This is a genomic window from Lysinibacillus sp. FSL K6-4013 (genome assembly GCF_038630435.1).
In the GTDB taxonomy this organism is placed as follows: domain Bacteria; phylum Bacillota; class Bacilli; order Bacillales_A; family Planococcaceae; genus Lysinibacillus; species Lysinibacillus boronitolerans.
Genome location: NZ_CP152031.1, coordinates 487,862 through 513,584, shown reverse-complemented (window position 1 = coordinate 513,584; position 25,723 = coordinate 487,862). Strand labels below are relative to the sequence as shown.

Annotated in this window: 25 protein-coding genes and 1 riboswitch; of the genes, 8 read left to right on the top strand and 17 right to left on the bottom strand. The window is 39.0% G+C overall.

Going from position 1 to position 25,723, the window contains the following annotated elements:
• Positions 1–7 precede the first annotated feature (7 nt).
• Entirely contained in the window at positions 8–802 is a 795-nt protein-coding gene (locus tag MHB39_RS02485) for a carbon-nitrogen family hydrolase (protein WP_342545755.1), read from the bottom strand.
• 96 nt (positions 803–898) lie between these two features.
• Here MHB39_RS02485 and MHB39_RS02480 point away from each other — a divergent pair, with 96 nt between their 5' ends.
• A complete protein-coding gene (locus tag MHB39_RS02480; RefSeq protein WP_312124025.1) occupies positions 899–2,068 on the top strand; it encodes a pyridoxal phosphate-dependent aminotransferase in 1,170 nt (389 codons plus the stop codon).
• Between the two features lie 42 nt (positions 2,069–2,110).
• On the opposite strand, the gene MHB39_RS02475 is transcribed toward MHB39_RS02480, so the two are convergent.
• Positions 2,111–2,614 carry a PPC domain-containing DNA-binding protein gene (locus MHB39_RS02475; protein WP_342545753.1) on the bottom strand — a complete coding sequence of 168 codons (504 nt, stop codon included), beginning with the start codon at positions 2,612–2,614 and terminating at the stop codon, positions 2,111–2,113.
• Between the two features lie 122 nt (positions 2,615–2,736).
• Positions 2,737–2,842: riboswitch (SAM riboswitch) on the top strand.
• A gap of 88 nt (positions 2,843–2,930) precedes the next feature.
• Between MHB39_RS02475 and MHB39_RS02470 the strand changes: the two genes are divergently transcribed.
• The 6 genes from MHB39_RS02470 to MHB39_RS02445 all read left to right on the top strand — a co-directional run bounded on the left by MHB39_RS02470 (position 2,931) and on the right by MHB39_RS02445 (position 8,718).
• Entirely contained in the window at positions 2,931–3,761 is an 831-nt protein-coding gene (locus MHB39_RS02470; protein ID WP_036078152.1) for a MetQ/NlpA family ABC transporter substrate-binding protein, read from the top strand.
• Between the two features lie 106 nt (positions 3,762–3,867).
• Positions 3,868–4,893, top strand: a complete 1,026-nt coding sequence (locus tag MHB39_RS02465; RefSeq protein ID WP_036078150.1) for an ATP-binding cassette domain-containing protein — start codon at positions 3,868–3,870, stop codon at positions 4,891–4,893.
• A complete protein-coding gene (locus MHB39_RS02460) occupies positions 4,886–5,557 on the top strand; it encodes a methionine ABC transporter permease (protein WP_004225517.1) in 672 nt (223 codons plus the stop codon). Before MHB39_RS02465 ends, MHB39_RS02460 begins: the two co-directional genes overlap by 8 nt.
• A gap of 13 nt (positions 5,558–5,570) precedes the next feature.
• Positions 5,571–6,350 carry an enoyl-CoA hydratase-related protein gene (locus MHB39_RS02455; protein ID WP_016992226.1) on the top strand — a complete coding sequence of 260 codons (780 nt, stop codon included), beginning with the start codon at positions 5,571–5,573 and terminating at the stop codon, positions 6,348–6,350.
• Positions 6,351–6,364: 14 nt separating this feature from the next.
• Positions 6,365–7,525, top strand: coding sequence for an alpha-hydroxy acid oxidase (locus MHB39_RS02450; RefSeq protein WP_342545752.1), 1,161 nt, complete (start codon positions 6,365–6,367; stop codon positions 7,523–7,525).
• Positions 7,522–8,718 (top strand): CoA transferase, encoded by a 1,197-nt coding sequence (locus MHB39_RS02445; protein ID WP_312124018.1) that lies wholly within the window; start codon positions 7,522–7,524, stop codon positions 8,716–8,718. Before MHB39_RS02450 ends, MHB39_RS02445 begins: the two co-directional genes overlap by 4 nt.
• 130 nt (positions 8,719–8,848) lie before the next feature.
• On the opposite strand, the gene MHB39_RS02440 is transcribed toward MHB39_RS02445, so the two are convergent.
• The 6 genes from MHB39_RS02440 to MHB39_RS02415 form a co-directional block, all read right to left on the bottom strand.
• Positions 8,849–10,048 (bottom strand): glycine C-acetyltransferase, encoded by a 1,200-nt coding sequence (locus tag MHB39_RS02440; protein ID WP_016992223.1) that lies wholly within the window; start codon positions 10,046–10,048, stop codon positions 8,849–8,851.
• Between the two features lie 58 nt (positions 10,049–10,106).
• The gene (locus MHB39_RS02435) at positions 10,107–11,183 is read right to left on the bottom strand and encodes a nucleotide kinase (protein ID WP_342545750.1); all 1,077 of its coding nucleotides are present in this window, start codon (positions 11,181–11,183) and stop codon (positions 10,107–10,109) included.
• A gap of 101 nt (positions 11,184–11,284) precedes the next feature.
• On the bottom strand, positions 11,285–11,920 hold the full coding sequence (locus tag MHB39_RS02430) for a YitT family protein (protein ID WP_016992221.1): 636 nt from the start codon (positions 11,918–11,920) through the stop codon (positions 11,285–11,287).
• Positions 11,921–12,040: 120 nt separating this feature from the next.
• Complete coding sequence (gene ybaK, locus MHB39_RS02425; protein ID WP_036078139.1) at positions 12,041–12,535, bottom strand: Cys-tRNA(Pro) deacylase; 495 nt, start codon at positions 12,533–12,535, stop codon at positions 12,041–12,043.
• A 24-nt stretch (positions 12,536–12,559) separates the two neighbouring features.
• A complete protein-coding gene (locus MHB39_RS02420; protein WP_016992219.1) occupies positions 12,560–13,288 on the bottom strand; it encodes a hypothetical protein in 729 nt (242 codons plus the stop codon).
• A 327-nt stretch (positions 13,289–13,615) separates the two neighbouring features.
• A complete protein-coding gene (locus MHB39_RS02415) occupies positions 13,616–14,191 on the bottom strand; it encodes a VanZ family protein (protein ID WP_238542710.1) in 576 nt (191 codons plus the stop codon).
• A gap of 192 nt (positions 14,192–14,383) precedes the next feature.
• Between MHB39_RS02415 and MHB39_RS02410 the strand changes: the two genes are divergently transcribed.
• Positions 14,384–15,714, top strand: a protein-coding gene (locus MHB39_RS02410) for an IS3 family transposase (protein WP_339280167.1) whose coding sequence is annotated in 2 segments (ribosomal slippage) — positions 14,384–14,765 and positions 14,765–15,714 — 1,332 coding nt in all. Because the reading frame shifts where the segments join, the coding sequence is not laid out codon by codon here.
• A gap of 115 nt (positions 15,715–15,829) precedes the next feature.
• Here the strand turns inward: MHB39_RS02410 and MHB39_RS02405 are convergent.
• The 9 genes from MHB39_RS02405 to MHB39_RS02365 form a co-directional block, all read right to left on the bottom strand.
• The gene (locus MHB39_RS02405) at positions 15,830–17,368 is read right to left on the bottom strand and encodes an acyl-CoA carboxylase subunit beta (RefSeq protein WP_342545749.1); all 1,539 of its coding nucleotides are present in this window, start codon (positions 17,366–17,368) and stop codon (positions 15,830–15,832) included.
• Between the two features lie 53 nt (positions 17,369–17,421).
• Positions 17,422–18,204: an enoyl-CoA hydratase gene (locus tag MHB39_RS02400; protein WP_016992216.1), complete on the bottom strand. Its 783-nt coding sequence runs from the start codon at positions 18,202–18,204 to the stop codon at positions 17,422–17,424.
• Complete coding sequence (locus tag MHB39_RS02395) at positions 18,201–19,118, bottom strand: hydroxymethylglutaryl-CoA lyase (RefSeq protein ID WP_342545748.1); 918 nt, start codon at positions 19,116–19,118, stop codon at positions 18,201–18,203. The genes MHB39_RS02400 and MHB39_RS02395 overlap by 4 nt, the downstream gene beginning before the upstream one ends.
• 14 nt (positions 19,119–19,132) lie before the next feature.
• Positions 19,133–19,345, bottom strand: a complete 213-nt coding sequence (locus tag MHB39_RS02390; protein WP_016992214.1) for an acetyl-CoA carboxylase biotin carboxyl carrier protein subunit — start codon at positions 19,343–19,345, stop codon at positions 19,133–19,135.
• A gap of 68 nt (positions 19,346–19,413) precedes the next feature.
• On the bottom strand, positions 19,414–20,772 hold the full coding sequence (locus MHB39_RS02385) for an acetyl-CoA carboxylase biotin carboxylase subunit (protein ID WP_016992213.1): 1,359 nt from the start codon (positions 20,770–20,772) through the stop codon (positions 19,414–19,416).
• Positions 20,773–20,787: 15 nt separating this feature from the next.
• Positions 20,788–22,422: an AMP-binding protein gene (locus MHB39_RS02380; protein ID WP_342545747.1), complete on the bottom strand. Its 1,635-nt coding sequence runs from the start codon at positions 22,420–22,422 to the stop codon at positions 20,788–20,790.
• 43 nt (positions 22,423–22,465) lie between these two features.
• On the bottom strand, positions 22,466–23,608 hold the full coding sequence (locus MHB39_RS02375; RefSeq protein WP_036078132.1) for an acyl-CoA dehydrogenase: 1,143 nt from the start codon (positions 23,606–23,608) through the stop codon (positions 22,466–22,468).
• Between the two features lie 120 nt (positions 23,609–23,728).
• On the bottom strand, positions 23,729–24,346 hold the full coding sequence (locus MHB39_RS02370) for a TetR/AcrR family transcriptional regulator (protein WP_036078131.1): 618 nt from the start codon (positions 24,344–24,346) through the stop codon (positions 23,729–23,731).
• Between the two features lie 304 nt (positions 24,347–24,650).
• Positions 24,651–25,703, bottom strand: coding sequence for a membrane protein (locus tag MHB39_RS02365; RefSeq protein ID WP_004225538.1), 1,053 nt, complete (start codon positions 25,701–25,703; stop codon positions 24,651–24,653).
• Positions 25,704–25,723 lie beyond the last annotated feature (20 nt).

Here is a 25,723-nt window from a genome sequence, read left to right as displayed (position 1 = left end):
CTCTTTTTTACCCTTTCACAACTACATCCTGATACAGTCCAGGTCTACGATCATCGTAAACAGGGATTCTTCCACGTACCTCATCGACGATAGAAAAGTCTACATCAATCACCGCTACTTCCTCATCCTCAGCACCAACCCAAAGTACTTCTCCCCAAGGCTGAATAATCATAGATTGCCCATTAAAATTTTCTACCTTTTTCGAAATACGATTTACTGCAATGACAAAGCATTGATTTTCAATTGCACGAGCCTGCAGCAATGTTTTCCAATGGTCAATCCTTGGAGTTGGCCACTGCGCTGGTACAAATAATACCTTTGCTCCTTGTAATGCATGTGCACGTAACCATTCTGGGAAGCGAATATCGTAGCAAATGACACCCGCAGCTTCAATATCATCTAAAGCAAAACGATTCATTTCATCCCCTGCTTCCAAGTAAAGATGCTCGTCCATTAAACGGAAAAGATGTGCCTTGCTGTATTCTCCAACAAGTTCTCCATTACGATTAAAGGTATACATCGTATTATAAAATTTGTCGCCTTTCTTTGTTGAAACAGAGCCCCCTACAATATGTACATCAAGTTCCTTTGCAAGTTTAGCCAAAAAGGCCTTTGTCCGCTCACCATTGATATCTGCTAGCTCAGGTAGTTTCTCTAAAGCATAGCCTGTATTCCACATTTCAGGTAACACGATGATTTCTGCCCCATTTTTTGCAGCTTCACGAATCTTATCCTCGGCACGTTCAAAATTTTCTTCAACCTTGCCAAAGCCAACATTTAATTGAATACATCCGATTTTCATATCCATTCCTCCTCTAGACAATTAACAGAAAAAGTAATACTATTTGCTTCATATTCTTCAATAATAATTATTATATTCTGAAAAAGGTGATCATGCATGGAATTCTCTAAAAAACTACAGCAACTACCCACTCAATTTTTTGCAGCACTCGTTCAAAAAGTAAACTTGGCCCTAGAAGAAGGGCGTGATGTCATTAACCTTGGGCAAGGAAATCCTGATCAGCCAACGCCTACTCACATCATTCAAGCATTACAGGAAGCAGCTGAAAATCCTCAAAACCACAAATATTCACCATTTAGAGGTCTCGCTGAATTACGCCAAGCTGCTGCCGACTTTTATCAACGTGAATATCAGGTAGAACTAAATCCTGATACAGAGGTAGCGATTCTTGGTGGAACAAAAATTGGTCTAGTTGAGCTACCTTTAGCTGTGTTAAACCCTGGTGACACGATGCTCTTACCAGACCCTGGCTATCCAGATTACTTATCAGGTGTCGTACTAGGGGACGTCAATTTTGAAGTGATGCCACTTTTTGCTGAAAATGATTTCTTACCTGATTATCATGCATTACCTGATGAAGTGAAAGAAAAGGCAAAGCTTCTTTACTTAAATTACCCGAACAACCCTACAGGTGGTACAGCATCACTTGCGTTTTTTGAAGAGACCGTTCGCTTTGCGAAGGAGCACAATATTATCGTATCACATGATTTTGCTTATGGGGCAATAGGATTTGACGGTAATAAACCAGTTAGCTTCCTTCAAGCAAAGGGTGCAAAAGAAGTAGGAGTTGAAATGTATACATTATCGAAAACCTATAATATGGCTGGCTGGCGTATAGGCTTCGCTGTAGGGAATGCCGAGATTATTGCTGCTATTAATCTAATTCAGGATCATCTGTTTTGTAGTCAATTCCCTGCCATTCAACAAGCCGCAGCAGTAGCACTGACGGCTTCCCAACAATGTGCGGATGAATTACGAGCTACTTATGAGCGTCGCCGCAATGTACTCATTGAAGAAGCTCGAAGAATTGGCTGGCATGTTACGGCTCCAAAAGGCTCCTTCTTCGCATGGCTCCCTGTACCACTAGGCTATACAAGTGAACAGTTTGCTGATCTTTTGCTCGAAAAAGCTGATATCGCTGTAGCAGCAGGTAATGGCTTCGGTCAATATGGTGAGGGCTATGTGCGCGTAGGGTTGCTGGTTAGTGAGGAGCGCTTACGTGAAGCAATCCATAGAATCGAGCAATTACAATTATTTAATAGATAAGGATGCCGTATCCTGTAGCTATCCCTAGCTACAGGATTATTACTATTTTTCAATTTTCCTTGGTTGCCCTAAACCATTTTCTAATGGATAAAATTGAACATGACCTGTTTCATCATCCCATTTTCGAATATGTTGAATCCCTTGTACCTCTGCCAACACGATGTCAGCAGTAATAACAGGGTTGCCCCCTTTTATTAAATGCCCACCTGATACAACACCCCATTGATCGCTCATAGAGCCATGGAAATGTGTCTCATATCCACCATCTCGCTTACACACCACACCTGAACCTTGAATAAATTCTAATGGTCCCTCTTTTTCAATCACATCACTAAAACGAACTTGAATTGGAGCTGTTGCATCTGGCACTAAATAAACAAAGCTACTTTTTTGAAAGCTGCCAATACAGCTTACAATTGTGGCTGACTCTATACTATTCTCTTCGCAAAGCGCTTCAATCCCTTCAATGATATCTGTTCCCGTTAGAAAACGAGCACTAATAACCTTACCAAATGAACCTATACCATAATTAACTCTTACAGACATTGTTATCCCTCTTTTGTGTCGAAATATTATAATTATATAAAAAATTTAAAAATTATTTATTGACTTACTATACCCTATAAATTATATTAGTTCTATCGGAATTACAAAAAAATATTATAAATCTCTTATCAAGAGTAGCTGAGGGACTGGCCCTATGAAGCTCGGCAACCTCCTTTTTTAAAGGAAGGTGCTAAATCCTGCAAACGATCTTCGTTTGATAGATAAGAGAGGACATCTTTTCATGAGCCTCTCTTAATTTGTAAGAGAGTTTTTTTATTTTCAAGAAACCGATAAAAACAATCTTGGAGGTATTTTCATGAAAAAGAAAAATAAATTTTTAGTAGGTTTAGCAAGTCTAACATTAGTAGCAGCTTTAGCAGGCTGTGGCTCTAAAGAAGATAGTAAAGGCCAAGCTGAGGCAATTAATGAAAAGAAAATCGTCGTAGGTGTCACTTCTGGTCCTCACGAGCAAATTGCAGAAGTAGCAGCTAAAGTAGCAAAAGAAAACGGGCTGGAAGTAGAGCTAAAATCATTTTCTGACTATGTTTTACCTAATACATCCTTAGCTGAAGGTGATCTTGATGCGAACAGCTATCAACACGAGCCTTTCCTGGATACATTTAATAAAGATCATGATACAGATTTAGTACCAGTGGGCAAAACGATTTTAAATCCAATGGGTATCTACTCGGAAAAATATAAATCCTTTGATGACATTCCTGACGGTGCAACGTTTGGCTTACCAAATGACCCAACGAATGGAGCGCGTGCCCTCTTTGTTTTACAGGAAGCTGGCTATATTAAGTTAAAAGATGGCGCAGACTTAACAGCCTCGATCCGTGATGTAGAAGAAAACAAAAAGAATTTAAAATTCATTGAATTAGAGGCAGCTCAAATTCCTAAACAACTTAGTGAAGTAGATGTAGCAGCTATTAATACAAACTTTGCATTAGAAGCTGGCATTAATCCTAAAGATGACTCTATTTTATTGGAATCTACTGATTCTCCATACGTGAACTATATTGTTGTGCGTGCTGAAAATGAAAATGATCCAACAATTAAAAAGTTCGTTGAGGCTTATCAGTCTGATGAGGTACGTCAATTCATCGAAGAAGAGTTTAAAGGTTCTGTAATCCCTAGTTGGTAATACATTCAGAAAGCTTCTATAAGCCGAAGAATCTGCCGAAATTCCTCTATAGGAAAACGAGCAGATTCTTGCTTTTTAGAAGGTTGAGAAAGGAGCAAATAATCGTATGATTCAATTACAAAATATCTCAAAAGAATTTAAATCGAAAAAAGGCATCATAAAAGCTGTGGATGGCATCAATCTTCATGTAAAAAAGGGACAAATTCATGGAGTAATCGGCTATAGTGGTGCTGGGAAAAGTACACTCATTCGTTGCGTTAATCTACTAGAACGTCCTACAGCGGGAAAAGTAGTGATAGACAATGTAGACATTACGACCCTTTCTCTTCATGAATTACGTCAAACACGCCAAAAAATCGGGATGATCTTTCAGCACTTCAATCTACTAAAAACAGCAACGGTTTACAATAATATTGCTGTTCCCTTAAAGCTGCTAGGCTATAAAGAGGCGGAAGTAAAAAACCGAGTAGCTAAGTATGCCGAAATTGTCGGCTTAACAGATAAACTAGATAGTTACCCAAATCAACTTTCAGGTGGTCAAAAACAGCGTGTGGCTATTGCACGTGCCTTAGCACAGGAACCAGAGATTTTACTTAGTGACGAAGCAACAAGTGCACTTGATCCTGAAACAACGGAAGCCATTCTTGAATTGTTGTTAAAAATTAATCGGGAATTAGGCATTACGATTCTGCTCATCACCCATGAAATGAATGTAATTCAAAAAATTTGCGATGAGGTTTCTGTTCTAGAGTCAGGGAAAGTTGTGGAATTTGGCACAGCGATTGAACTTTTTGCAAAACCGAAGCACCCTACAACGCGAAAGTTTTTGAATACAATTTCACAACGTAATTTATCCCCTTCTCTTATTGAGCAATTAAATGTTTCAGGAAGTGTAATCCGTTTAACATTTCTTGGTGAAAGTACTGGTAAGCCATTATTAGCAGAAGTCACTAAGATATACGATGTGCAACCAAATATTTTAACAGCTAATATTATTGAATTAAAAAACGGTATTGTCGGCAATATTGTGGTGCATCTACATGGGGAGACGCATATTGTCCAAAAGGCGCTAACGTATTTTTCAGAGAATGGCGTAGCAGTGGAAGAATTAGGAGGTGCGTTCAATGAGTAGTATCCAAAGCTTCTTTACAGATTGGTCAGATGTTATTGGCAAAGCAATTATCGAAACATTTCAAATGGTCGGAATTTCATTGTTGTTCTCCATTCTAATTGGTATTCCATTAGGGCTATTAATCGTTTTAACTCGACCAGGACAATCCTTTGAAAATAAATTTTTCTATCAGTTTTTTAATCTATTCATCAATATTGTTCGCTCTGTTCCATTTATCATTTTATTATTCTTCATCTTACCTTTTACCAAGCTAATTGTTGGTACAACAATTGGTGTTAAAGGTGTAATCGTTCCATTAGTTGTTTACACGGCTCCTTATATAGCACGACTGATGGAATCTGCCCTTTTAGAAGTGGATTCAGGAGTGGTAGAAGCCTACACAGCTATGGGTATTAAACGTCGCCATATAATTTGGCATGTATTATTACGTGAAGCTCGACCATCTATTATTTTAGGCTTAACGATTGCCACAATAGGATTAATTGGTGCAACAGCAATGGCAGGAATGGTTGGTGCTGGCGGTTTAGGTGACCTTGCCTATCGCTATGGTCATTTACGTTATGAGGTTGATGTGATGTATGCAACTGTCTTTATTTTAATCATCCTTGTACAGAGCATTCAATCCATCGGTAACCGCTTCGCTGCGAAGTTGAAAAAAGATTAAGAGGAGAATGAAGATGACAAAGGAAATTTATGTAGAGAAAAATGGCTATATTGCAACGTTAGTATTAAACCGCCCAGAAAAACGAAATTCTTTATCAAGGGCAATGTTTCAAGCTATAGCAGACCACCTTGAGCAACTACGTGTAGATTCTACTATCAAGCTCTTAATTGTTCGCGGTGTCAATGAAGTAGCCTTCTCATCTGGTGCAGATATTAGCGAGTTTTTAGATGTTCGTTATGCTACAGACAATGCCAAAGCCTATAATGAATTGGCTTTAAAGGCGATCGATGCTCTTTATAAATTTCCGCACCCGACAATTGCTATGATTCAGGGCTTAGCAATTGGTGGTGGCTTAGAGTTAGCAAACGCTTGTGATTTTAGAATAGCAACACCTAAGAGTAAGCTAGGTATCACCGCTGCAAACATAGGCATTGTCTATAATTTAGAAAGCACGAAACGTCTCATCAATATTGTTGGTGTCGCTAAGGCAAAGGAAATTTTGTACACAGCTACTATTTTTACAGCTGAAGAAGGAAAAAATATTGGTTTAATCACGGCCCTACATGAACCAGAGGATATTGAAAAGGCCACAGTGCAATTCGCTGAACATTTATTAAGTAAATCATCCATTGCAAACGCAGGCATCAAAAAAATTATCCAAGCAATTGTAGATGGTGAAAATGAAGAAAACGATGAGCTGGCACAGTTAGTTTTGGATTCATTTAGTTCAGATGATTATAACGAAGGTATTCAAGCCTTTTTAAATAAAAGAAAGCCTATTTTCAATCAATAAGTGAGGTAGTAACGATGACAAACATAACTGATGGCGATCTACTCTTAAAAAATATAACTGCACAAGCCCCCTTCCCCATTTGCTTTGCAGATTTAGAAAAGGCCGTAGCGGAAAAAATCGAAGCTGGACCTTTTGGCTACATCCGCTCAGGTGCTGGCGGTGAACAAACACTGCGCAATAATCGTGCAGCTTTTGAGAAGTATTCCATTGTTCCCCGATTTTTAAATGATGTGTCAAAAGTTGATACATCGGTTCATTTGTTTGGTAAAACATATCCAACTCCCTTGCTTTTTGCTCCTGTAGGCATGAACGGAATGGTTCACGATGAAGGTGAGCTTGCCGTTGCACGTGCCGCCCAGTTTTTAAATATTCCTTATATACAAAGCACCGTTTCCACTTTTGCTCTTGAAGAAGTTGCTCTAGCTGCCCCTTCTGCAACAAAATGGTTTCAATTATATTGGTCTACTAATGAAGAAATTGCTTTTAGTATGGCTGCACGTGCAGAGGAAGCTGGATTTGAAGCGATCGTTTTAACTGTCGATACCGTAATGCTTGGCTGGCGTGAAGAAGATGTACGCAATCAATTTTCACCATTGAAGCTAGGCTATGCAAGAGGAAATTATATGAATGACCCCGTTTTTACAGCCACTTTACCTGATGATTCATTCGAGTCCTATGTACAAGGTGTCTTGCAAAATGTCTTCCACCCAACACTTAATTGGGCGCATGTTCGAGAGTTAAAAAAACGTACAAATCTTCCTATATTATTGAAGGGAATTTTACATCCTGAAGATGCAAAGCTAGCTATCGACAATGGTATTGATGGCATTATTGTATCAAACCATGGCGGCCGTCAATTAGATGGCGTGATTGGTTCACTTGATGCCCTTCCTGCTATTGCGAAAGTTGTGCATGGACAAATTCCTATTATATTAGATAGTGGTGTATATCGTGGCATGGATGCCTTAAAAGCACTTGCTTTAGGAGCGGATGCCGTTGCAATTGGGCGTCCTTTCGTCTATGGGCTAGCCCTTGAAGGACAACAAGGCGTCGAAAAGGTGATGACCAATCTTTATGATGAATTAAAGGTTTCCATCGCATTAGCAGGCGCCACCTCTGTCAAGGGATTACGTAACATCACATTAGTCAAACAGGATGGGACTGAGGTTAAATGAAACAAGCATTACAAGGATTAAAGGTTGTCGATTTATCACAAGTCTTAGCGGGTCCTTATTGCACGATGGTGTTAGCAGATATGGGTGCAGAAGTTATCAAAATTGAAAAATATCCAAATGGAGACGATACCCGTACAATGGGTCCATTCGTTAATGAAGAAAGTCATATGTATATGATGGTTAATCGTAATAAAAAAGGTGTCTGCATCAATTTAAAAACTACTGAGGGACTGGCTTTATTTAAAGAATTGATTCAATCTGTTGATGTACTTGTGGAAAATTATCGACCAGGTGTCACGAAAAAGCTTGGGATTGATTATGACACATTAAAAGCCATCAATCCGGGCCTAATTTACTGCTCTATTTCCGGTTATGGTCAAACAGGTCCTTATAGTCAAAAGGGTGGCTATGACATTATGGCTCAGGGTCTGAGTGGCTTAATGCATATGACAGGTGAAGCAGATGGCCGACCTGTAAAAGTTGGCTTTGCGGTGAATGATATTGCCGCTGCACAAACAGCCTTACAATCCATTTTAATGGCCTATATCTATAAGCTTCGTAGTGGTGAAGGTCAATATATTGATGTGTCCTTAGTGGAGTCAGGTCTTGCGTGGACTGTTTGGGAAGCCGCTGCTTACTTCGGACAAGGTGAGTTACCTGAGCGAACAGGAACCGCCCATCGTGTGTCAGCGCCCTATCAAGGTTTCAAAACACAGGATGACTATATTCTAGTAGGTGCTGGCAATCAAAAGCTATGGGAGATTTTTGCTGTAAAGGTTGTCAATCGACCTGATTGGTTAGACAATCCTCTCTTTGCTACCAACTATTCACGTGCCCAACATGTGAAGGAGCTGGAAGCAGAAATTGAAAGCGAGCTAATCAAGCATAAGGCTATCTACTGGCTCGAACTATTGGATAAGCACGGTGTACCATCTAGTCCAATCTATTCTTATGATCAAACATTAAATGACCCTCATATACTAGAGCGTGGCATGGTACTGTCCTATGAGCACCCTACTGCTGGACCAATGAGAACATTGGGCTTCCCAGCTAAGTTTTCACAAACACCTGGACAGCTAACAAATGCAGCCCCTACTTTAGGGCAACATAATGAAGAAATTTTACAGGCATTAAATATTTCTGATCAAGCTATTCAACAGCTCAAGGCAGCCAAAATAATTGGGTCAAAATAAAGTGATTGTCTATTTTTAGATCGCTACCAATTAGATTTAAGCTTCTATCGGTCACTTTTTTGATTCTATCCTACACTTTTTCATTTCTATCATGCAAAAAGGCTTCCCCATTCATGAGGAAGCCTTTTTCTTATTGAATAACGCCTAATTCACGACCAACCTTCTCGTAAATCGCAATTGCATCATCAAGCATTTCTTTTGTATGTGCCGCTGTTGGCATATTCCGAACGCGTCCTGTACCTTTTGGAACTGTTGGGAAGACAATCGATTTTGCATAAACGCCTTCTTCAAATAAACGTTTTGAAAATTCCTGTGTCAACTTTTCATCCCCAATGATACATGGTGTAATTGGTGTCTCAGACGCGCCAATATTAAAGCCAAGCTTCTCAAGCCCCGCTTTTAAATAGTTGCCATTATCCCACAGCTTATCGTGTAGCTCTGTTGAATCAATCAGCATTTGCACGGCTGCTGTAATAGCGGCTACATCACCTGGTGGTAATGCTGTTGAGAATAGGAATGGGCGTGAGCGAACTTTTAGCCAATCAATTAAATTTTTCTTACCTGCTACATAGCCACCTACTACACCAATGGCTTTTGATAATGTACCAATTTGGAAATCAATTTCTTTTTCTAATCCAAAATGCTTCACAGTTCCTTTTCCTTTACCTGTTACACCTGAACCATGTGCATCATCCACATACGTAATCAAATCAAACTCTTTCGCAATTTCCACAATTTCAGGTAATTTAGCAATATCACCATCCATTGAGAAGACACCATCTGTGATAACCATGATTTTATTGTATAAACCTGATTCCTTTGCTGCCTTTGCCTTTGCACGTAAATCCTCCATATCAGAGTGATTAAACGCGATGATTTTTGCCTTTGATAAGCGACATCCATCAATAATAGAGGCATGGTTTAATTGATCAGATAGAATGGCATCATTTTTATCCATTACAGCCGAAATAGCTGCCATATTACAATTAAATCCAGATTGATAAGAAATAGCCGCTTCTGTTCCTTTAAATTCCGCAAGCTTTTCTTCTAATTTTACGTGCAAGTCGAGTGTCCCGTTGATTGTACGAACAGCACCTGCTCCAACACCGTATTTATCAATTGTCTCTTTGGCAATACGCTTTAATTCTTCATTTGTTGCTAAACCAAGATAGTTGTTAGAGGATAAGTTAACAAGATTTTTTCCACGGACCTGAATAATCGGGCCGTTTGCTCCCTCTACTGGATCGATTTCATTGTATAAGCCTTGTTCATGTAGGGCTTGTAGGTTTTCATCTAAAAATGCATTCAATACTTTTGACAAGCGTATCATCCTTTCCTAGGAAAACTGTTCTCGCTCCTAGTTTAGCACATGCAAGCCATTAGCTACATTACTTTGTTAATCTTTCGAATAGTGGCGCTGTTTTTTCACGCCATAAAGAAGCGGATAGACAATTATCTAATAGGCGACGAACAGTATATTCTGCTTCTGCATATCGTTTGGAATGGCCCATCGCATCCTGTATAGCTTCTTTGTATTGCGCTCGCACTGCTTCAATCGCAGTTTCTGCTTCCTCTGAAAGCGCACAATGTTGCCCAATATCAAATATCTTATCCCCTAATCTACCATCCTCTGGATAAAAGATATGTGGCTCTGTACTATCAAAGATACAGAAATTTAGCTCTGGGATAATGACCATATCCACAGATTCCGCATCTAAGCCACACCAAACAATTTGTGCATCAAGCCCTCTTGCATTTGCCTCATCCGCTAAACTTTTCATTAATGAAGATTTACCTGTACCTGGCTTGCCTTTAATCATGAAGCGAGTCGTGATACTCTTGGTGATACTTTCCACTGTATTTTCCGCACCTCTAGGAGTTAACGTTCCAAGTAAACGATGTGTTCGGATACCTGATTTATTCAAAACAATGGATTGAAACACTTCATTCTTTAAATTTTCTACCTGTTCATTTAATGCCTGCCAGTTCATACAACTTTGTGTGACAACCTCCCAGTCATCATGTAGCTTGATTGCTTGATCCAGTTTTGCTATGCATTTTTCACGCCACGTTGCACGCTCCTGCATCGCCTCAGCAAGTTGTTCTCCAACCTTTTTAAGCTGTATATCCTCTAAGCAGTCATAGAAAGACATGACACGATGCTTTGTACCGAGTAAAGTTGGCTCGATATTCCACTCAGATGCCCATACAAAAAGTCTGTTACAGCCTTTTACATAAACGGCCTCAACAACTTCCTCTAATAAAGCATGCTTAAACCACTCGACGGCAAAGCCCTGTTTCACATAGAAGTATCCTAGTTCTTTTAACAGTTCTGAACCTTTAAATGTGGCAGGCCCTTGCAAAAAATAAACAAGCGCCGCTTCTTCCATCATTTCTTTATATAAATGCTTCACACCTTGACCAGTCAATGCGTGTCCAAAATAATACGTTACATTTCCGTTCAAATGTCGTTCCTCCTTTAGCTTCCGCCCTGCATTATATGAAGGAACACCAAAAAAGATGAAAAGCCACTTCTATCTATGACAGATAAAAGTAGCTTCATGAATTAATAGAAAGGCTTCATGCCCTCCATATTTCCAATACATTTCATTAATATTTTACGACAATATGGTAATGAATATTGCACAATATAGCCTGAGGTTAAGGCGATCAATACCGTCCCCACGCCAACTGGCCCACCTAGAAGCCAGCCAACAATTGTTACAAGTACTTCAATTCCCATTCTTGCTGTCTTAATAGATCCACCAAATTTTTCAACAAGTATCATCATTAAGGTATCCCTTGGTCCTGCGCCCATATTCGGTGCAATATACATCCCACAGCCAAAGCTCAAAACAAATAAACCAATAATAAAATATGTAATTTGTAAGCCATATACATCCGTTGAGGGCAACAGCCAGTTAAATACATCAATGAACGAGCCGATTAGCAGCATATTGAGCCAAGTACCTATCTTTGGCCATTGACGTAATACAATGGATGTTGAAGCAACTATAAAGAGTCCTGTTACAATAGACCATGTGCCGATACTTAACCCAAAATTTTGAAAGAGACCTACATGTAAAACATCCCATGGGCTTGTGCCAACGATTTTCCCCTTTATCGACATCGTGATTCCAAGTGACATCACAATTAAGCCACCAATAAAAAAGGTCCAACGCCACCCCATTATTCTACGCATTCCTTATCCTTCTCTCTATGAATAATATTGCTATTACTTTATCATACTTTCAACCAAAATTAAGCTATTGTGCTTGATCTAAACCTTTCATCTTAACACATAAAAAAACTACCCATTCTCTCACTCATGGGTAGCTGTAATTGAGGCAAGTTGTGCCTTTGTTATAGTTTTCAGATCATCTACTTGAACATGAATTTGCATACCAATTTTCCCAGCGCTAACAATTATACTACCTTGTTCTTGAGCAGATGCATCAATGACCGTTGGATATAACTTCTTCATCCCTACTGGTGAACATCCACCACGAACATAACCAGTATGGCTAAGTAGATCTTTTACCGCTAACATTTCGATTTTCTTTTCCCCAACCACCTTTGCCGCTGCTTTTAAGTCCAGCTCCTCAGCTACTGGAATAACAAATACAAATAGCTTTTGTGCACTTGCTTTTGCTACTAATGTTTTAAATACCCGAGCAACAGGCTGTCCTATTTTCTCAGCTACAGAAACACCATCAACTTGACCGTCCCCTGTTTCATATTCCATCACATCAAAATGCATTTTTTGTTGTTCTAATAAACGAATCGCATTCGTTTTCGCATGCTTTGCCTTTGCCATGTCAACAATCTCCTATCTACAGCATCAGGCTATCAAAGAGAACATAGAATCCTTGTCTGGACGATAGCCATTTTTTGTCATTTGAACGTGAGCCGCATATCTTTCCGATGCCTGTTTGAATGCTCTTAACTTGAATGCAGTCTCATAATTCTTACCGAAAATTGTATCTGCAAATGGGTCCAATTTCAATTCCTTCGCGTAACGTTCAGGAACCTTCACTTCGATGATGTCACGTACAAAAGATGGTTCGCTTTCATTTGTGGAAACCTCGTCACCATTTGAATTATTTAACATATGCTGTATGTGAGCATCAACGCTTTGCGCCACACGTAAATCTTGAGGAGAAGGCTCTGCTGATGACAATGCTGCATTACGTACCTGCTCTAAAATGGGCAGTAGTGTGTCACCTAGTTCTGAATCGGATATATGCGAGGAATCAGCGTTATCATTCATTCCTACCTTATAGGTTTGCTCATGGGCCCGTACATTCTTTTCTGTTTGCTGTAAATCTTCCATAATGGCTTGCTGCTGAGGAGTTACTTCTTTTGACTCTTCTTGCTGTTGCTCATATAAATCTTGGTCAGTACGCCCTAACAGTAAATTTTCAAGTTCAATCAATAATGGGTTTTTCTTTGGCTGAAAATACATCGCATTTTTTCTATAGGCATCTCCTGCCTCTTTACGCTGCAGTATTTTTTTACGATTATGCTGGGATGAAATTCTTTCTTGTTCCATTAAATTTGTTATTTTCATAGTTTTCACCTCGCCCTTTTATCTTCATATGCTAATAAGTTAACAGATATGAACTTTCTTTCTCACACTCTATCTATACCATTTGAATAGTTTCTGTACACTCATTATCGGAATTTTCACTATTAAATTCAAGCACTAATTACTACTAACCTCCTAAAGAGATACTAATCATTTTCAAAAATAGGTATAAAGAACCTCATCCGACTAATACTTTTCATATTCATTTATTAGCTCTCTACTATTTTCAATAAAATTTATTACATATACACTAAACAAATAGTGTTAATCAACATAAAAAAACAGTCCTCACATTCTGGACTGCTTTTCTCATTTTTTGGGTTTAATCAATATACCTTTATAAGCTAAGTAACCAAGCCATGCCCCCATTGTATTTAAAATTAAATCATCAATATCCGCAGAGCCAACGGTAAAAATAAATTGAACGGTTTCGACAGCAAGACTAGCAAAAAAGCCCAAACAAATAATAATCCATGCTTTTCGGAATTTCTTCGATAGTAATGGCAGTAAAAAGCCCATTGGAGTAAAAATTAACAAGTTGCCAAGTAAGTTAACGATTATAATTTCCCAATTAAAATATTGAGAGTAGTTTATATAACGGAGAATCGTTTCGAAGGGAATAAAATTTGTAGTTAAACGCCAACTACTATAATCAAACAATCCTAAGTCACCTATAGAGTAATCTCCTTTAAATAAAATGACGACTACATCTACTAGGCGATCAATAACCAATTTATAAAAAGCCATAAATGAATAGATACTAAATAAAATCCAACCTGCTACCTTTAGCGGCAAATAATATGTATCAATGACATCCCGATATGGTAATGGGAGCTTGGCATTATTCTGAACATCCGCTATGTTGTTTTTAGACAAGCTTAACACCCACTTCCCTTTTATTCCTTCCCATATTTTAATATGCTCAACTATAGCTTGCAAGTAGCTGAAAAAAATTATCATCCAAAAAGGCTGTCTCCTACCATAAACTGTACCCTATAAGATAGACACTTTGAAAAAAGTCTATCCTATAGGGTACTTTTGTTTATAATGAGAAAAAAGATGTTGGGGTAGAGTGAAATGACCAAAAGATATTTTACGAAAATGGAACAAGAACAACTAAAATGTAATCCAAATGTGCAAGCAGTTAGCGAGAAAGCGATCACATATACTGACGAATTTAAACGTCATTTTATTGCGGAAAATGAAAAAGGTAAATTCCCAAGAGAAATTTTTGAAAATGCGGGTTTAGATGTTGAATTAATCGGTATAAAACGAATCGAATCTTCAGGCAAACGCTGGCGAGCTTCTTATCGTAAAGCAGGTGTCGGAGGTTTACAAGATACACGTAAAACAAATTCAGGTAGACCTTCCGAACGCGAATTGACATTAGAAGAAAAATTGAAGCGTTTAGAGGCGAAAAATCGGTTACTTGAAGCAGAGAATGAATTGTTAAAAAAGCTCGATCTACTCGAAAGGCAGATGTTGAAGAAGAAATAAAAATCGCTACGACACTAAAATTTGAACTCATCCATCACACGATGAAAAAGTATAAATTAAAGCGTTTAGTCAGCTATTTATGTGATGTGATGGGTATATCTCGGTCTGGCTATTACAATTATTTTTTAGAAAAATCAGCTCAGAAGCGTGTGGAGCAAGAACAAGCAGATGAAGTGGTAAAGGAAATCATTTTAAAAGCGTATCATTTCAGAGGGCGAAAAAAAGGAGCACGTCAAATTAAAATGACGTTAGAAAATCAATATGGAATTACGTACAATCTGAAACGTATTCGCCGTGTGATGAAAAAATATCAGATTATCTGCCCGATTCGAAAAGCGAATCCAACTCGACGTATGGCAAAAGCAACGAAAGAACATCGTACGTGCCCAAATGAATTACAACGCAACTTTAAACAGGGTATGGCCGGAAAAGTGTTACTGACAGATATCACCTATTTAACGTATGGAAGCAGTAAACGCGCTTATTTATCAACGATTAAAGACGCTGAAACGAATGAAATTTTAGCGTATGAAGTGTCGTCTTCATTAAGTATTGATATTGCCCTCAATACGCTTCATCAATTGAAGAAACACCGCCATTTAACGGAAGATGCCTTTATTCATTCGGATCAAGGATTCCATTATACCAATCCACAATTCCAAAAACTTGTGAAGAAAATGGGGTTAGGACAATCCATGTCTCGCCGTGGAAACTGTTGGGACAATGCGCCACAAGAATCATTTTTTGGACATTTTAAAGATGAAACAACTATCGAGAAATGTGAAACATTAGAAGAAGTCAAACGAGAAATTAAGAGTTATATGATGTATTACAACCATTATCGAGGGCAATGGCATTTGAAAAAGCTGCCGCCTGCAAAATACAGACAGCAGCTTCAACAAGTTACCTAGCTTTTTTTAAAATGTCCTTTACAAAGGGTACAGTTTAAAGTTACCTAGCTTTTTTTAAAATGTCCTTTACAAAGGGTACAGTTTACCAGCAGAGACAGCCTTTTAATAAGTATGTTTAAACTGGGTTTACCCCATGCTTACGTTGTGAGAATAATAAGTATTTTGACATATAAAGTTCTAAGCGATTTTCTAGTACCTTACGCAGCTCATTAGGCTCAATCACATCATCAATGATAAGCTCTGAAGCTAAGCGATACACATCAATTTCCTCTTGATATTCTTTACGTTTCTCGGCAATGAAGCTTGCTTGCTCTTCTTTTGGAAGTTCTGCAATTTTATTGGCATAGACGGCGTTGACAGCAGCTTCTGGTCCCATTACGGCAATTTGTGCATTTGATAAGGCAATACAGCAGTCTGGTTCAAACGCAGGACCAGCCATTGCATATAATCCTGCACCATACGCTTTACGCACAATGACCGTTAGCTTAGGAACAGTTGCCTCACTCATGGCAAAAATCATTTTAGCACCATGACGGATAATTCCTGCTTTTTCAACCTGAGTACCAATCATAAATCCTGGAACGTCTGCTAGGAATAACAGCGGGATATTGAAAGCATCACAAAGTGAAATAAACTTCGCCGCTTTATCAGCAGAATCATGGAATAGCACGCCTCCCTTGACGCGAGGTTGGTTAGCGATGATCCCAACTGATTGTCCATTAATTCGCGCAAGCCCTGTAATTAATTCTGGTGCAAATAATTTCTTAACCTCACAAAACGAATCTTCATCGATAATACGATCAATTAGCTTATACATATCAAATGGAACATTTTGGTTTTGAGGTATTAATTCTTCAATAGATTTATCAAATGAAGCCGGCGGTTTGGGTGTCTCTACCTTGCTACGCTCTGCATAGTTATTAGGGAAGTATCCTAAATATTTGCGCGCATAAGTAATAGCCTCTTGTTCGGATTTAACAAGCACATCTCCACAACCTGAAACAGAACAGTGCATTTTTGCGCCACCCATTGTTTCTAAATCTACTTTCTCACCGATAACCATTTCGGCCATACGAGGAGAACCTAAATACATAGAAGCATTCCCTTCTACCATAACCACGATATCGCAAAATGCAGGAATATAGGCACCACCTGCAGCCGAAGGACCAAATAATAAGCAAATCTGCGGAACTTTTCCTGACAGCTTGACTTGATTGTAGAAAATGCGACCTGCGCCTCTGCGTCCTGGGAACATTTCAAGCTGATCTGTAATACGCGCACCTGCCGAATCCACTAAATAGAGTAATGGACAATTCAACTTTTCAGCGGTTTCTTGAATGCGAATCATTTTTTCAACTGTGCGTTTTCCCCAAGAACCTGCTTTAATCGTTGAATCGTTCGCTAGCACACAAACTGTACGACCATGGATTTTACCAATACCAGTGACAACACCATCTGCTGGTAAATCTCCTGCTAAACAGTTCGCATAGAGCCCATCCTCTGATTGAAGACCATCATCAAGTAACAGTTCAAGACGCTCACGTACAAATAGCTTGCCTTGTTGTGCATTTTTGTCATGATATTTTGGTAATCCACCTGCTAAAATTTTATCTTTCATTGTAGGTGGTGTATTTTCTGTCGAGATATTGCTCATGTTAATTTCCTCCCTTTGCCCAATCGATTACACCAAAATGATTTCTTGGCGTTTTATTTCCCTGAATATTGTGGCGCTCGCTTCTCTTGGAAGGCAAGTAAGCCCTCTAATCGGTCTTCTGTTGGGATCAGTGCACTATATGCAAGTGATTCAATTTTTAATCCGGTAGCTAAATCTACCTCAACACCTTGATTGATCGCAACTTTGGCTTGTACTAAAGAAAGTGGTGCATTTTTTGCCATTTCCAGTGCAAGCTGTTGTGCTTTATTTAATACCTCATGTCCTTCATAAACATACTCGATAATGCCATAATTTTTAGCTTCTTCGGCATTCAGCCTACGCGCTGTATAAATTAATTCCTTTGCTTTACCAAGACCAATTAGACGTGGAAGTCGTTGTGTTCCCCCAGCTCCTGGAATAATACCGAGCGATGTTTCGGTTAAGCCCAGCTTTACATGTGTAGCCGCAATTCGTAAATCACAAGCTAGTGCCAACTCCAAGCCTCCGCCAAAGGCTACGCCATTTAGGACAGCAATGACAGGCTGTGCAAGCGTTTCAACTTTTGCCACAGTGGCACCAATCAGCTGCACAATCTGCTTCACTTGTCGATCAGACATGCCTTTACGTTCCTTTAAATCAGCACCTGCACAAAATGCCTTTTCGCCTGCACCTGTTAGAAGGACTACGCGCACTGCTGGATCTCCATTGATTTGATCAAGCGTGTCAGATAGCTCATGAAGTAATTGAACCGACATAGCGTTAGCAGCTTCTGGTCTTGAAAGAGTAATAAGTCCAATACTACCTTCTAGTAATTCAAAACGAACGAGTTGTGTCATAGTTGATTTGCACTCCTTTCATTGCGGACAATAGCCATTTGCTTTGATGCAACAGCTTTGCCTAACTTCTCTTCAATAAAGAGTGCTGCCTCAAGCACCTTTTGTCGATCTACCCCTGTTTCAATGCCCATCTCATCGAATAAATACAATAAATCTTCTGTGGCTACATTGCCTGAGGCACCTTTTGCATATGGGCAGCCCCCTAGCCCACCAAGCGCGCTATCAAACTTGGTAATACCCATTTCTATAGATTTCATAATATTGGCTAGTGCTGTACCACGTGTATCATGAAAGTGCATGGCAAATTTCTCAGCAGGATACCTTTTTAGTAATTCTTCTAAAAGAAACTCAACCTGTGTCGGTACACCCACACCAATTGTGTCGCCAAGCGATATTTCAGTCACACCCATCTCCAATAACTTTTCCGTTACTCGTAATACCTTGTCAGGGTGTATATACCCCTCATAGGGACAACCAATAACCGTTGAGATATAGCCTCGAACATGTTTCTTTGCAGCCTTAGCTCCTACTACAACTTCTTCTAATATGGGAAATGTATCTGCTATGGTTTTATTAATATTACTTTGGTTATGACTTTCACTAGCAGACATAAAAATACTTACTTCATCTACTTCAGCCTGCAATGCACGTTCTAAGCCACGCATATTGGGTACAAGTGCCGCATAGGTAATATCCTTATGTCTTTTAATGGCTTGCAGAACCTCGACTGCATCTGCTAATTGAGGAATCCATTTAGGATGCACAAACGATGTCACTTCAATATAATTTAATCCTGTTTGACTTAATAAATTAACTAATTGCACTTTATCAGCTGTTGTAATATGCTTTTTTTCATTTTGTAAGCCATCACGTGGACCAACTTCTTTGATTATGACTTGCTTAGGTAGCTGCATAAACAAGCCTCCTCTTACTCAATTTCTAAAATATCATCATCAACGTTAATGAAGTCGCCCTCATTGGCAATGATTTTTGTCACTACGCCATCCTCTTCTGCTGCAATTGGAATTTCCATTTTCATCGATTCTAAAATGGCTACATCTTGACCTGCTGCCACTTTCTCCCCCTCTGTTACGACGATTTTCCATACTGTTCCTGCCATGCTTGCTTTTACTGTTGCCATATTCATTCACTCCTAATTTTTTAATCATGTATTCGTCCCTCTATGGAAGCACGAATACATGAAAATTGTTATTTTGTTTCTGCTAATTGCGGTAAATAATATTGCTCAACAAATTTTGTCGTCGTATAGCCTTTTAAAAATTGCTCATGTGTGACGGTTTTTAACAGCATTGGGATATTCGTTTGAATCCCCTCCACTTTGTACGCCTTTAGCGCTTGTGCTAATCTTTCACAGGCAATTTCTCTTGTTTCCCCCCACACCACCAATTTACTAATCATTGGATCATAGAATGGTGTTACCACTGAACCTGATTCAACACCACATTCATGTCGAACGCCTTCACCTGTCGGTAATTCAAGGGTCGTAATGGTACCTGGAGACGGGAAAAATGTCGAAGGATTTTCAGCATATATGCGCACTTCAATCGCATGCCCTTCTTTAGTAAGACTTTCTCTTGTAAATGCAAGAGGTTGTTTTGCCGCAATTTTCAATTGCTCTTCAACCAAATCAAGCTTCGTAATTTCCTCTGTTACGGGATGCTCTACCTGTAGTCTTGTATTCATTTCTAAGAAATAAAAGTTTTGATTTTCATCAACCAAGTATTCGATTGTTCCAGCATTGACATAACCAATATGCTTCGCCGCCTTAACTGACGCTTCTAGCATTTTTTCTCTTGTCTCTTGTGAGATAAACGGTGATGGTGCTTCTTCTACTACTTTTTGATTTCTTCGTTGAATAGAGCATTCTCGTTCAAATAATGGAACGACATTGCCTTGATGATCAGCAATAATTTGCACTTCAACATGGTGAGGGTTAGCAATGAAGCGCTCCATATACATCGTGCCATCACCAAAGAATGATTGTGCACGCTTTTGATTGCCCTCAAAAGCTTTGGCTAGTTCCTCAGCATTTTCAACTAGCTGCATACCGATACCGCCACCGCCTGCCGATGCCTTTAACATAATCGGATAGCCTAAACGCTCCGCTATGTCAGTGGCTTCTTCTACATCCTTCACAGGCGCTTCTACACCCTCTACAATCGGTACACCAGCAGCTTTCATTGTCTTACGAGCCTCTAATTTACTGCCCATTGAAGCGATCACATCAGCACTTGGACCGATAAACACTAAACCTGCCTCTGTACACCGTTTTGCAAAATTTGCATTCTCTGATAGTAAACCATAGCCAGGATGAACAGCCTCTGCGCCACTTTCTAGTGCAATTTCTAGAATGCGGTCGATGTTTAAATAGCTTTGTGCAACAGGTGGCTTCCCTACACAGAAAGCCTCATCTGCATCTTTCACATGTAAGCTTTCAGCATCTGCCTCTGAATAGATAGCAACCGTATGAATATTTAGGCGCTTGCATGTTCTGATCACACGTCTAGCAATTTCCCCACGATTTGCAATTAATACCTTGTTGAACATATCCACTGCCCCTCCTTACTTTACGGTCATAACGAAATCTTCTCGTAATTTATATTTTTGAACTTTTCCAGATGCAGTCATTGGATAGTTATCAATAAAGAAAATATGTCGTGGAATTTTATGTCTTGAAATTTTATCCCGACAATAATCTCGGATTTCTTCCGCTGTTGCCTGCTCTCCTTCTTTTAAAACAATCCAAGCCGCCGCTTCCTCCCCATAAACAGGGTCAGGAACACCTGCAACCTGAACATCTGAAATTTTCGGATGTGTATAAAGGAACTCCTCAATTTCACGAGGGTATAGGTTTTCACCCCCACGGATAATCATATCCTTCAAGCGACCTGTTACACGGACATAACCGGCTTCATCCATTGTTGCTAAATCACCTGTATGCAACCAACCATCCTCGTCAATCGCCAGATCTGTTTCCTCCTGGTTTTTATAATAGCCCTTCATCACATGATAGCCCCTCGTACATAGCTCTCCCTGTTCATTTGTCGGAGCTTCCTCGGTAGTTCCAGGAACAACAATCTTTACTTCTAGGTTAGGTAGAGCGCGGCCAACTGTCTCCACCTTTAACACTAACGGGTCATCCGTTCTTGTCTGCGTAATAACAGGTGATGATTCTGTTTGACCGTAGCATATTGTTATATCTTTCATGCCCATCTTCTCAATGACCGCTTTCATAACTTCAATTGGACAGTTTGATCCTGCCATGACCCCTGTACGTAAAGTTGAAAGATCGAAAGATGCAAAATTCGATAAATTCAGTTCACTAATGAACATTGTTGGCACGCCATGTAATGCAGTACATTTCTCTTGTTGAACGGTTCTTAGTACCTCTTCAGGTGAGAATTCCTGTACTGGTACCATCGTTCCACCACTCGTTGTAATAGCTAATGTTCCTATGACACAACCAAAGCAATGGAAGAATGGAACTGGGATACATAGACGATCCTCCGCCGTTAAACGCATACATTCTGCAATGTTAACAGCATTGTTGACTAAGTTAAAATGCGTTAGCATGACTCCCTTAGGAAAGCCTGTCGTACCAGATGTATATTGAATATTAATGACATCATCATAATGGAGAGATTGCTCTCTCTGATCTAACTGTTCCTCGGTTACTTGCTCGGCAGCAGTTAAAACGTCTGACCAATTAAGTACACCAGGGTATTTATTTTCACCGATTAAAATAACATTTTTTAATAAAGGTAGTCGCTTTGATTGCAAATTACCTGGTTCACAATGTTCAAGCTCTGGACATAACTCTTGCAGTGTATTGATAAAAGAATGGTCCCGATAATTTTCAATTAGAAAAATCGTTTTAGCATCAGATTGCTTCAATAAATACTCCAACTCACTCGCACGGTAATTCGTATTTACCGTTACAATTGGAGCACCCATCTTCCCTGTACCAAATTGAAGCTGTACCCACTCAGGAACATTCGTCGTCCATACTGCGATATGGTCTCCCTTTTCAATTCCAAGCGCCATTAAACCTCTCGCTACGTAACGTGCTTGACGGTTTAGCTGCTCATAAGTCATACGTAAATTTCTATCAGCATAGACCAATGCTTCATTCTGCGGGTACTTTTTTGATTGTTCATCTAGCAATTGACCAATTGTTTGATACACAAGTTCTGCCATGAAGATCCCCCTTATTTATGCTATTTAACTTAACTGATGATGATTAACAGCCAATTAGACGAGAAATAACGAGACGTTGAATTTCAGATGTTCCTTCACCGATTTCCATTAATTTAATGTCACGTAAATGACGTTCTACATCGTATTCTTTCATATATCCAGAACCGCCATGAATTTGGATTGCCTGATTACATGTACGGAAGCCCATTTCAGAGGCAAATAGTTTAGCCATCGCAGCTTCTTTGCCAAATGGCTTCTTTTGATCTTTTAACCATGCTGCTTTATGTACTAGCGTACGAGCAAGCTCTATTTCCATCGCCATATCAGCTAATTTAAATTGGATCGCCTGTAGCTTCGAAATAGGTGCACCAAATTGCTCACGTTCCTTCGCGAATTTTAGTGCCTTTTCATAAGCAGCCTGGGCAATTCCAACAGAAAGAGCAGCGATGGAAATTCGACCACCATCAAGTGTATTTAAAAACTGGCTAAAGCCACGTTTTTCATCCCCTAATAGATTTGTTCTTGGGACACGAACATTTTCTAACACAATCTCACATGTATTGGAGCCACGTACACCCATTTTGTCATAGTTACAGTTGATTGTTACACCTGGTGTGTTTGTTGGCACAATAATAGAAGAAATAATTTTTTTACCATCTTCACGTTTACCCGTTACCGCAGTTACAATAATTTGTCGAGCATATCCTGCATTGGTAATCCAGCATTTCTCTCCGTTAATGATGTAGTCATCACCATCAATAACAGCTGTAGTACGTGTGCCACCAGCATCTGAACCTGCATTTGGCTCTGTTAAACCGAATGATCCTAATGTCTCACCCTTAGCTAATGGAACTAGCCACTCTTGCTTTTGTTCTTCTGTACCGAAGTTGTAAATTGGTGAGGCTCCTAAGCTAACAGCAGCTGCATAGCTTAACCCTGTGCCCCCACATGCTCGACCAATTTCCTCTACAGCTAAAGCGTAGGACACCGTATCACCACCTGATCCACCATATTCCTCAGGAAACGGGATACCCAATAAGCCTAGTTCTGCCATTTTCTTAAAGCTCTCTATTCTCATTGTTGATGTCTCATCAACCTCACGAGCATACGGTTTAATCTCCTTCTCAGCAAAATCACGCACCATGTCTCGAATCATTTCTTGCTCTTTTGTTAATTCAAAATTCATCCCTAATCCCCCTATTGTTGAATTTGCCATAGTAGATGTAGCTCAAGAACAATTGCTTACAGTGAAATACCGACTAGTCGGTTTGTAAAAACAAATAATAAAACCAGTGTTTCCTACTGGCTACCCCTTTATTATAAATTGCTTCGCTTCTCCCATGGCTTGCTCTGTCACAATTGCCCGTAATACCATATCGGTAAAAACATCTGTGATTTGCTCCATCGTTAATGGTCCTGATTGCTTAAACCATTTGTACGTCCAATTAATCATCCCGACAATTGCCATTGTTACAATTGTACAAGGTAATTCGGTACGAAAAACCTTTGCTTCCTGACCCTCTGCTATCACTCTTTGTAAAATATCACGATAGTGATCTCGCTTTTTATGGATGATGTCACTATATTCATCTGAGAGTGAACGACTTTCTTCATAAAAAATCGTAATATGTGCTTGATACATATCAAATACTTGTGTCAGTGTTTGCAGCATGGCACACAAACGTGTGATAGGTGTATCGAATTTGTCATATGCAGCTTGCGATTGTTGAATGACATATGAAATAAAGACATCATGAATTTCATACAACAGTTCATCTTTTGATTTAAAATTATGATAAAATCCACCCTTTGATGCCCCAATATATTCCACAATACGATCCACGGTTACATTGTGATAACCATCTTGTTGAAATAATTCAACTGAAGCGTCTACAATTCTTTGTTTTAACGTTTTCTTTACCATAGGCCCTATCATCCTTCATCTAGCTCTATACTTCATCACTCCTTATAATCAGGAAAAACCATTAAACCCATAAAGTATTCTTTTTTTTCCTAATTATAAAAATACTATGACAACATAAATATAGCATTTTCAAAATTTGGTGTCTAGCACCGAATAGCTTTTTTCTATAGTTTCGAGCATAATTTTTACTTAAAACAGCATGGACAGATTTCGCAAACACAAATTAACTGTATGATATATATCTTGCTTTCATCACAAAAAACAAAAAAATTTCCCTTACGTTCACAAAAGGGAAATTTTTACTTTATAAAGTTTTTGGTAGTTTACGTAGCCACGAAATAATAACAGCAACAATTAAGGCGAAACCTAAGTAGCCCATTGTTGAATAGACTTTACCAACTAATGTAGTAAATCCTACTAGGCTTGCAGCAAAACCTATTAATCCTATAACTACAATAGCTACTTTAAAATATTGATGGTCTGGCGCAATAAATCGAACTGTAAATGAATAGAACATCCCCACCGCAGTATTGTACATCATGCCTAATAAAGCAATAGACATTAAGACACCTACTATAGGGTGAATTTGTTTTGCTAATTCTAATGTTGGCATTGCTACTCCATCAATAACATTTATTTTAGCAAACATGGCTATATTGATTAATACAATTAAGATACCAAGCATTAAACCGCCAAGTAGTCCACCTCTGCCAGCAACTTTGCGGTCCTTTACTGTTCCACCCATTACAATTAACATTGCTGCACCAGCAGCGATATTATAGGAAACATAAAGTAACGCTCCCATTAACCAATTAGATGCTGCAGATGATTGTGCTTTCGCTAAAGTATTTTGCTCTGCAATAGATATATCCATCGTAAAGATAGAATAAATCAAAATAATAAAAATGATACCCATTAAATAAGGGGTAACCAATGCTATTAAATTAATAATATTATTAACATTTAATAGTAAGGTTAGTATAGTTATAACAACCATAAAAATACTACCAACTACTGGATTGATGCCAAACATCTGATGAAATGTTGAGCCTGATCCAGCAAACATGACAACAGCAACGCCAAATAAGAAAAACGTGATAACGATATCTAAAATAATGCCAACATATCGCCCTCCTATATGATAGATCACCTCTTTATGTGATGTTGTTTGTAAATCTGTTCCTAATTGAGCTAAACTCATTCCTAAAAATGCGAAGGCAAGGGTAGCAACAATGGCACCTACCATACTGTACAAGCCAAAGCTAGTAAAGTACTGCATTATTTCCTGACCCGATGCAAACCCTGCTCCAACAATTAAGCCTACAAATGCTCCACCTATCTGCCAACTTTTTTTCATAGCCCACCTACTATTCTAAT

Bases quoted from the DNA above. Each gene is read 5' to 3' on its own strand.
- MHB39_RS02370 (WP_036078131.1), bottom strand. From the start codon at position 24,346: ATGGTAAAGAAAACGTTAAAACAAAGAATTGTAGACGCTTCAGTTGAA.
- MHB39_RS02450 (WP_342545752.1), top strand. From the start codon at position 6,365: ATGACAAACATAACTGATGGCGATCTACTCTTAAAAAATATAACTGCA.
- ybaK (WP_036078139.1), bottom strand. From the start codon at position 12,535: ATGGCAAAGGCAAAGCATGCGAAAACGAATGCGATTCGTTTATTAGAA.
- MHB39_RS02470 (WP_036078152.1), top strand. From the start codon at position 2,931: ATGAAAAAGAAAAATAAATTTTTAGTAGGTTTAGCAAGTCTAACATTA.
- MHB39_RS02440 (WP_016992223.1), bottom strand. From the start codon at position 10,048: ATGATACGCTTGTCAAAAGTATTGAATGCATTTTTAGATGAAAACCTA.
- MHB39_RS02420 (WP_016992219.1), bottom strand. From the start codon at position 13,288: ATGAAAATAACAAATTTAATGGAACAAGAAAGAATTTCATCCCAGCAT.
- MHB39_RS02405 (WP_342545749.1), bottom strand. From the start codon at position 17,368: ATGAGCAATATCTCGACAGAAAATACACCACCTACAATGAAAGATAAA.
- MHB39_RS02445 (WP_312124018.1), top strand. From the start codon at position 7,522: ATGAAACAAGCATTACAAGGATTAAAGGTTGTCGATTTATCACAAGTC.
- MHB39_RS02390 (WP_016992214.1), bottom strand. From the start codon at position 19,345: ATGGCAACAGTAAAAGCAAGCATGGCAGGAACAGTATGGAAAATCGTC.
- MHB39_RS02430 (WP_016992221.1), bottom strand. From the start codon at position 11,920: ATGCGTAGAATAATGGGGTGGCGTTGGACCTTTTTTATTGGTGGCTTA.
- MHB39_RS02460 (WP_004225517.1), top strand. From the start codon at position 4,886: ATGAGTAGTATCCAAAGCTTCTTTACAGATTGGTCAGATGTTATTGGC.
- MHB39_RS02400 (WP_016992216.1), bottom strand. From the start codon at position 18,204: ATGACACAACTCGTTCGTTTTGAATTACTAGAAGGTAGTATTGGACTT.
- MHB39_RS02480 (WP_312124025.1), top strand. From the start codon at position 899: ATGGAATTCTCTAAAAAACTACAGCAACTACCCACTCAATTTTTTGCA.
- MHB39_RS02475 (WP_342545753.1), bottom strand. From the start codon at position 2,614: ATGTCTGTAAGAGTTAATTATGGTATAGGTTCATTTGGTAAGGTTATT.
- MHB39_RS02485 (WP_342545755.1), bottom strand. From the start codon at position 802: ATGAAAATCGGATGTATTCAATTAAATGTTGGCTTTGGCAAGGTTGAA.
- MHB39_RS02455 (WP_016992226.1), top strand. From the start codon at position 5,571: ATGACAAAGGAAATTTATGTAGAGAAAAATGGCTATATTGCAACGTTA.
- MHB39_RS02380 (WP_342545747.1), bottom strand. From the start codon at position 22,422: ATGGCAGAACTTGTGTATCAAACAATTGGTCAATTGCTAGATGAACAA.
- MHB39_RS02385 (WP_016992213.1), bottom strand. From the start codon at position 20,772: ATGTTCAACAAGGTATTAATTGCAAATCGTGGGGAAATTGCTAGACGT.
- MHB39_RS02395 (WP_342545748.1), bottom strand. From the start codon at position 19,118: ATGCAGCTACCTAAGCAAGTCATAATCAAAGAAGTTGGTCCACGTGAT.
- MHB39_RS02365 (WP_004225538.1), bottom strand. From the start codon at position 25,703: ATGAAAAAAAGTTGGCAGATAGGTGGAGCATTTGTAGGCTTAATTGTT.
- MHB39_RS02465 (WP_036078150.1), top strand. From the start codon at position 3,868: ATGATTCAATTACAAAATATCTCAAAAGAATTTAAATCGAAAAAAGGC.
- MHB39_RS02375 (WP_036078132.1), bottom strand. From the start codon at position 23,608: ATGAATTTTGAATTAACAAAAGAGCAAGAAATGATTCGAGACATGGTG.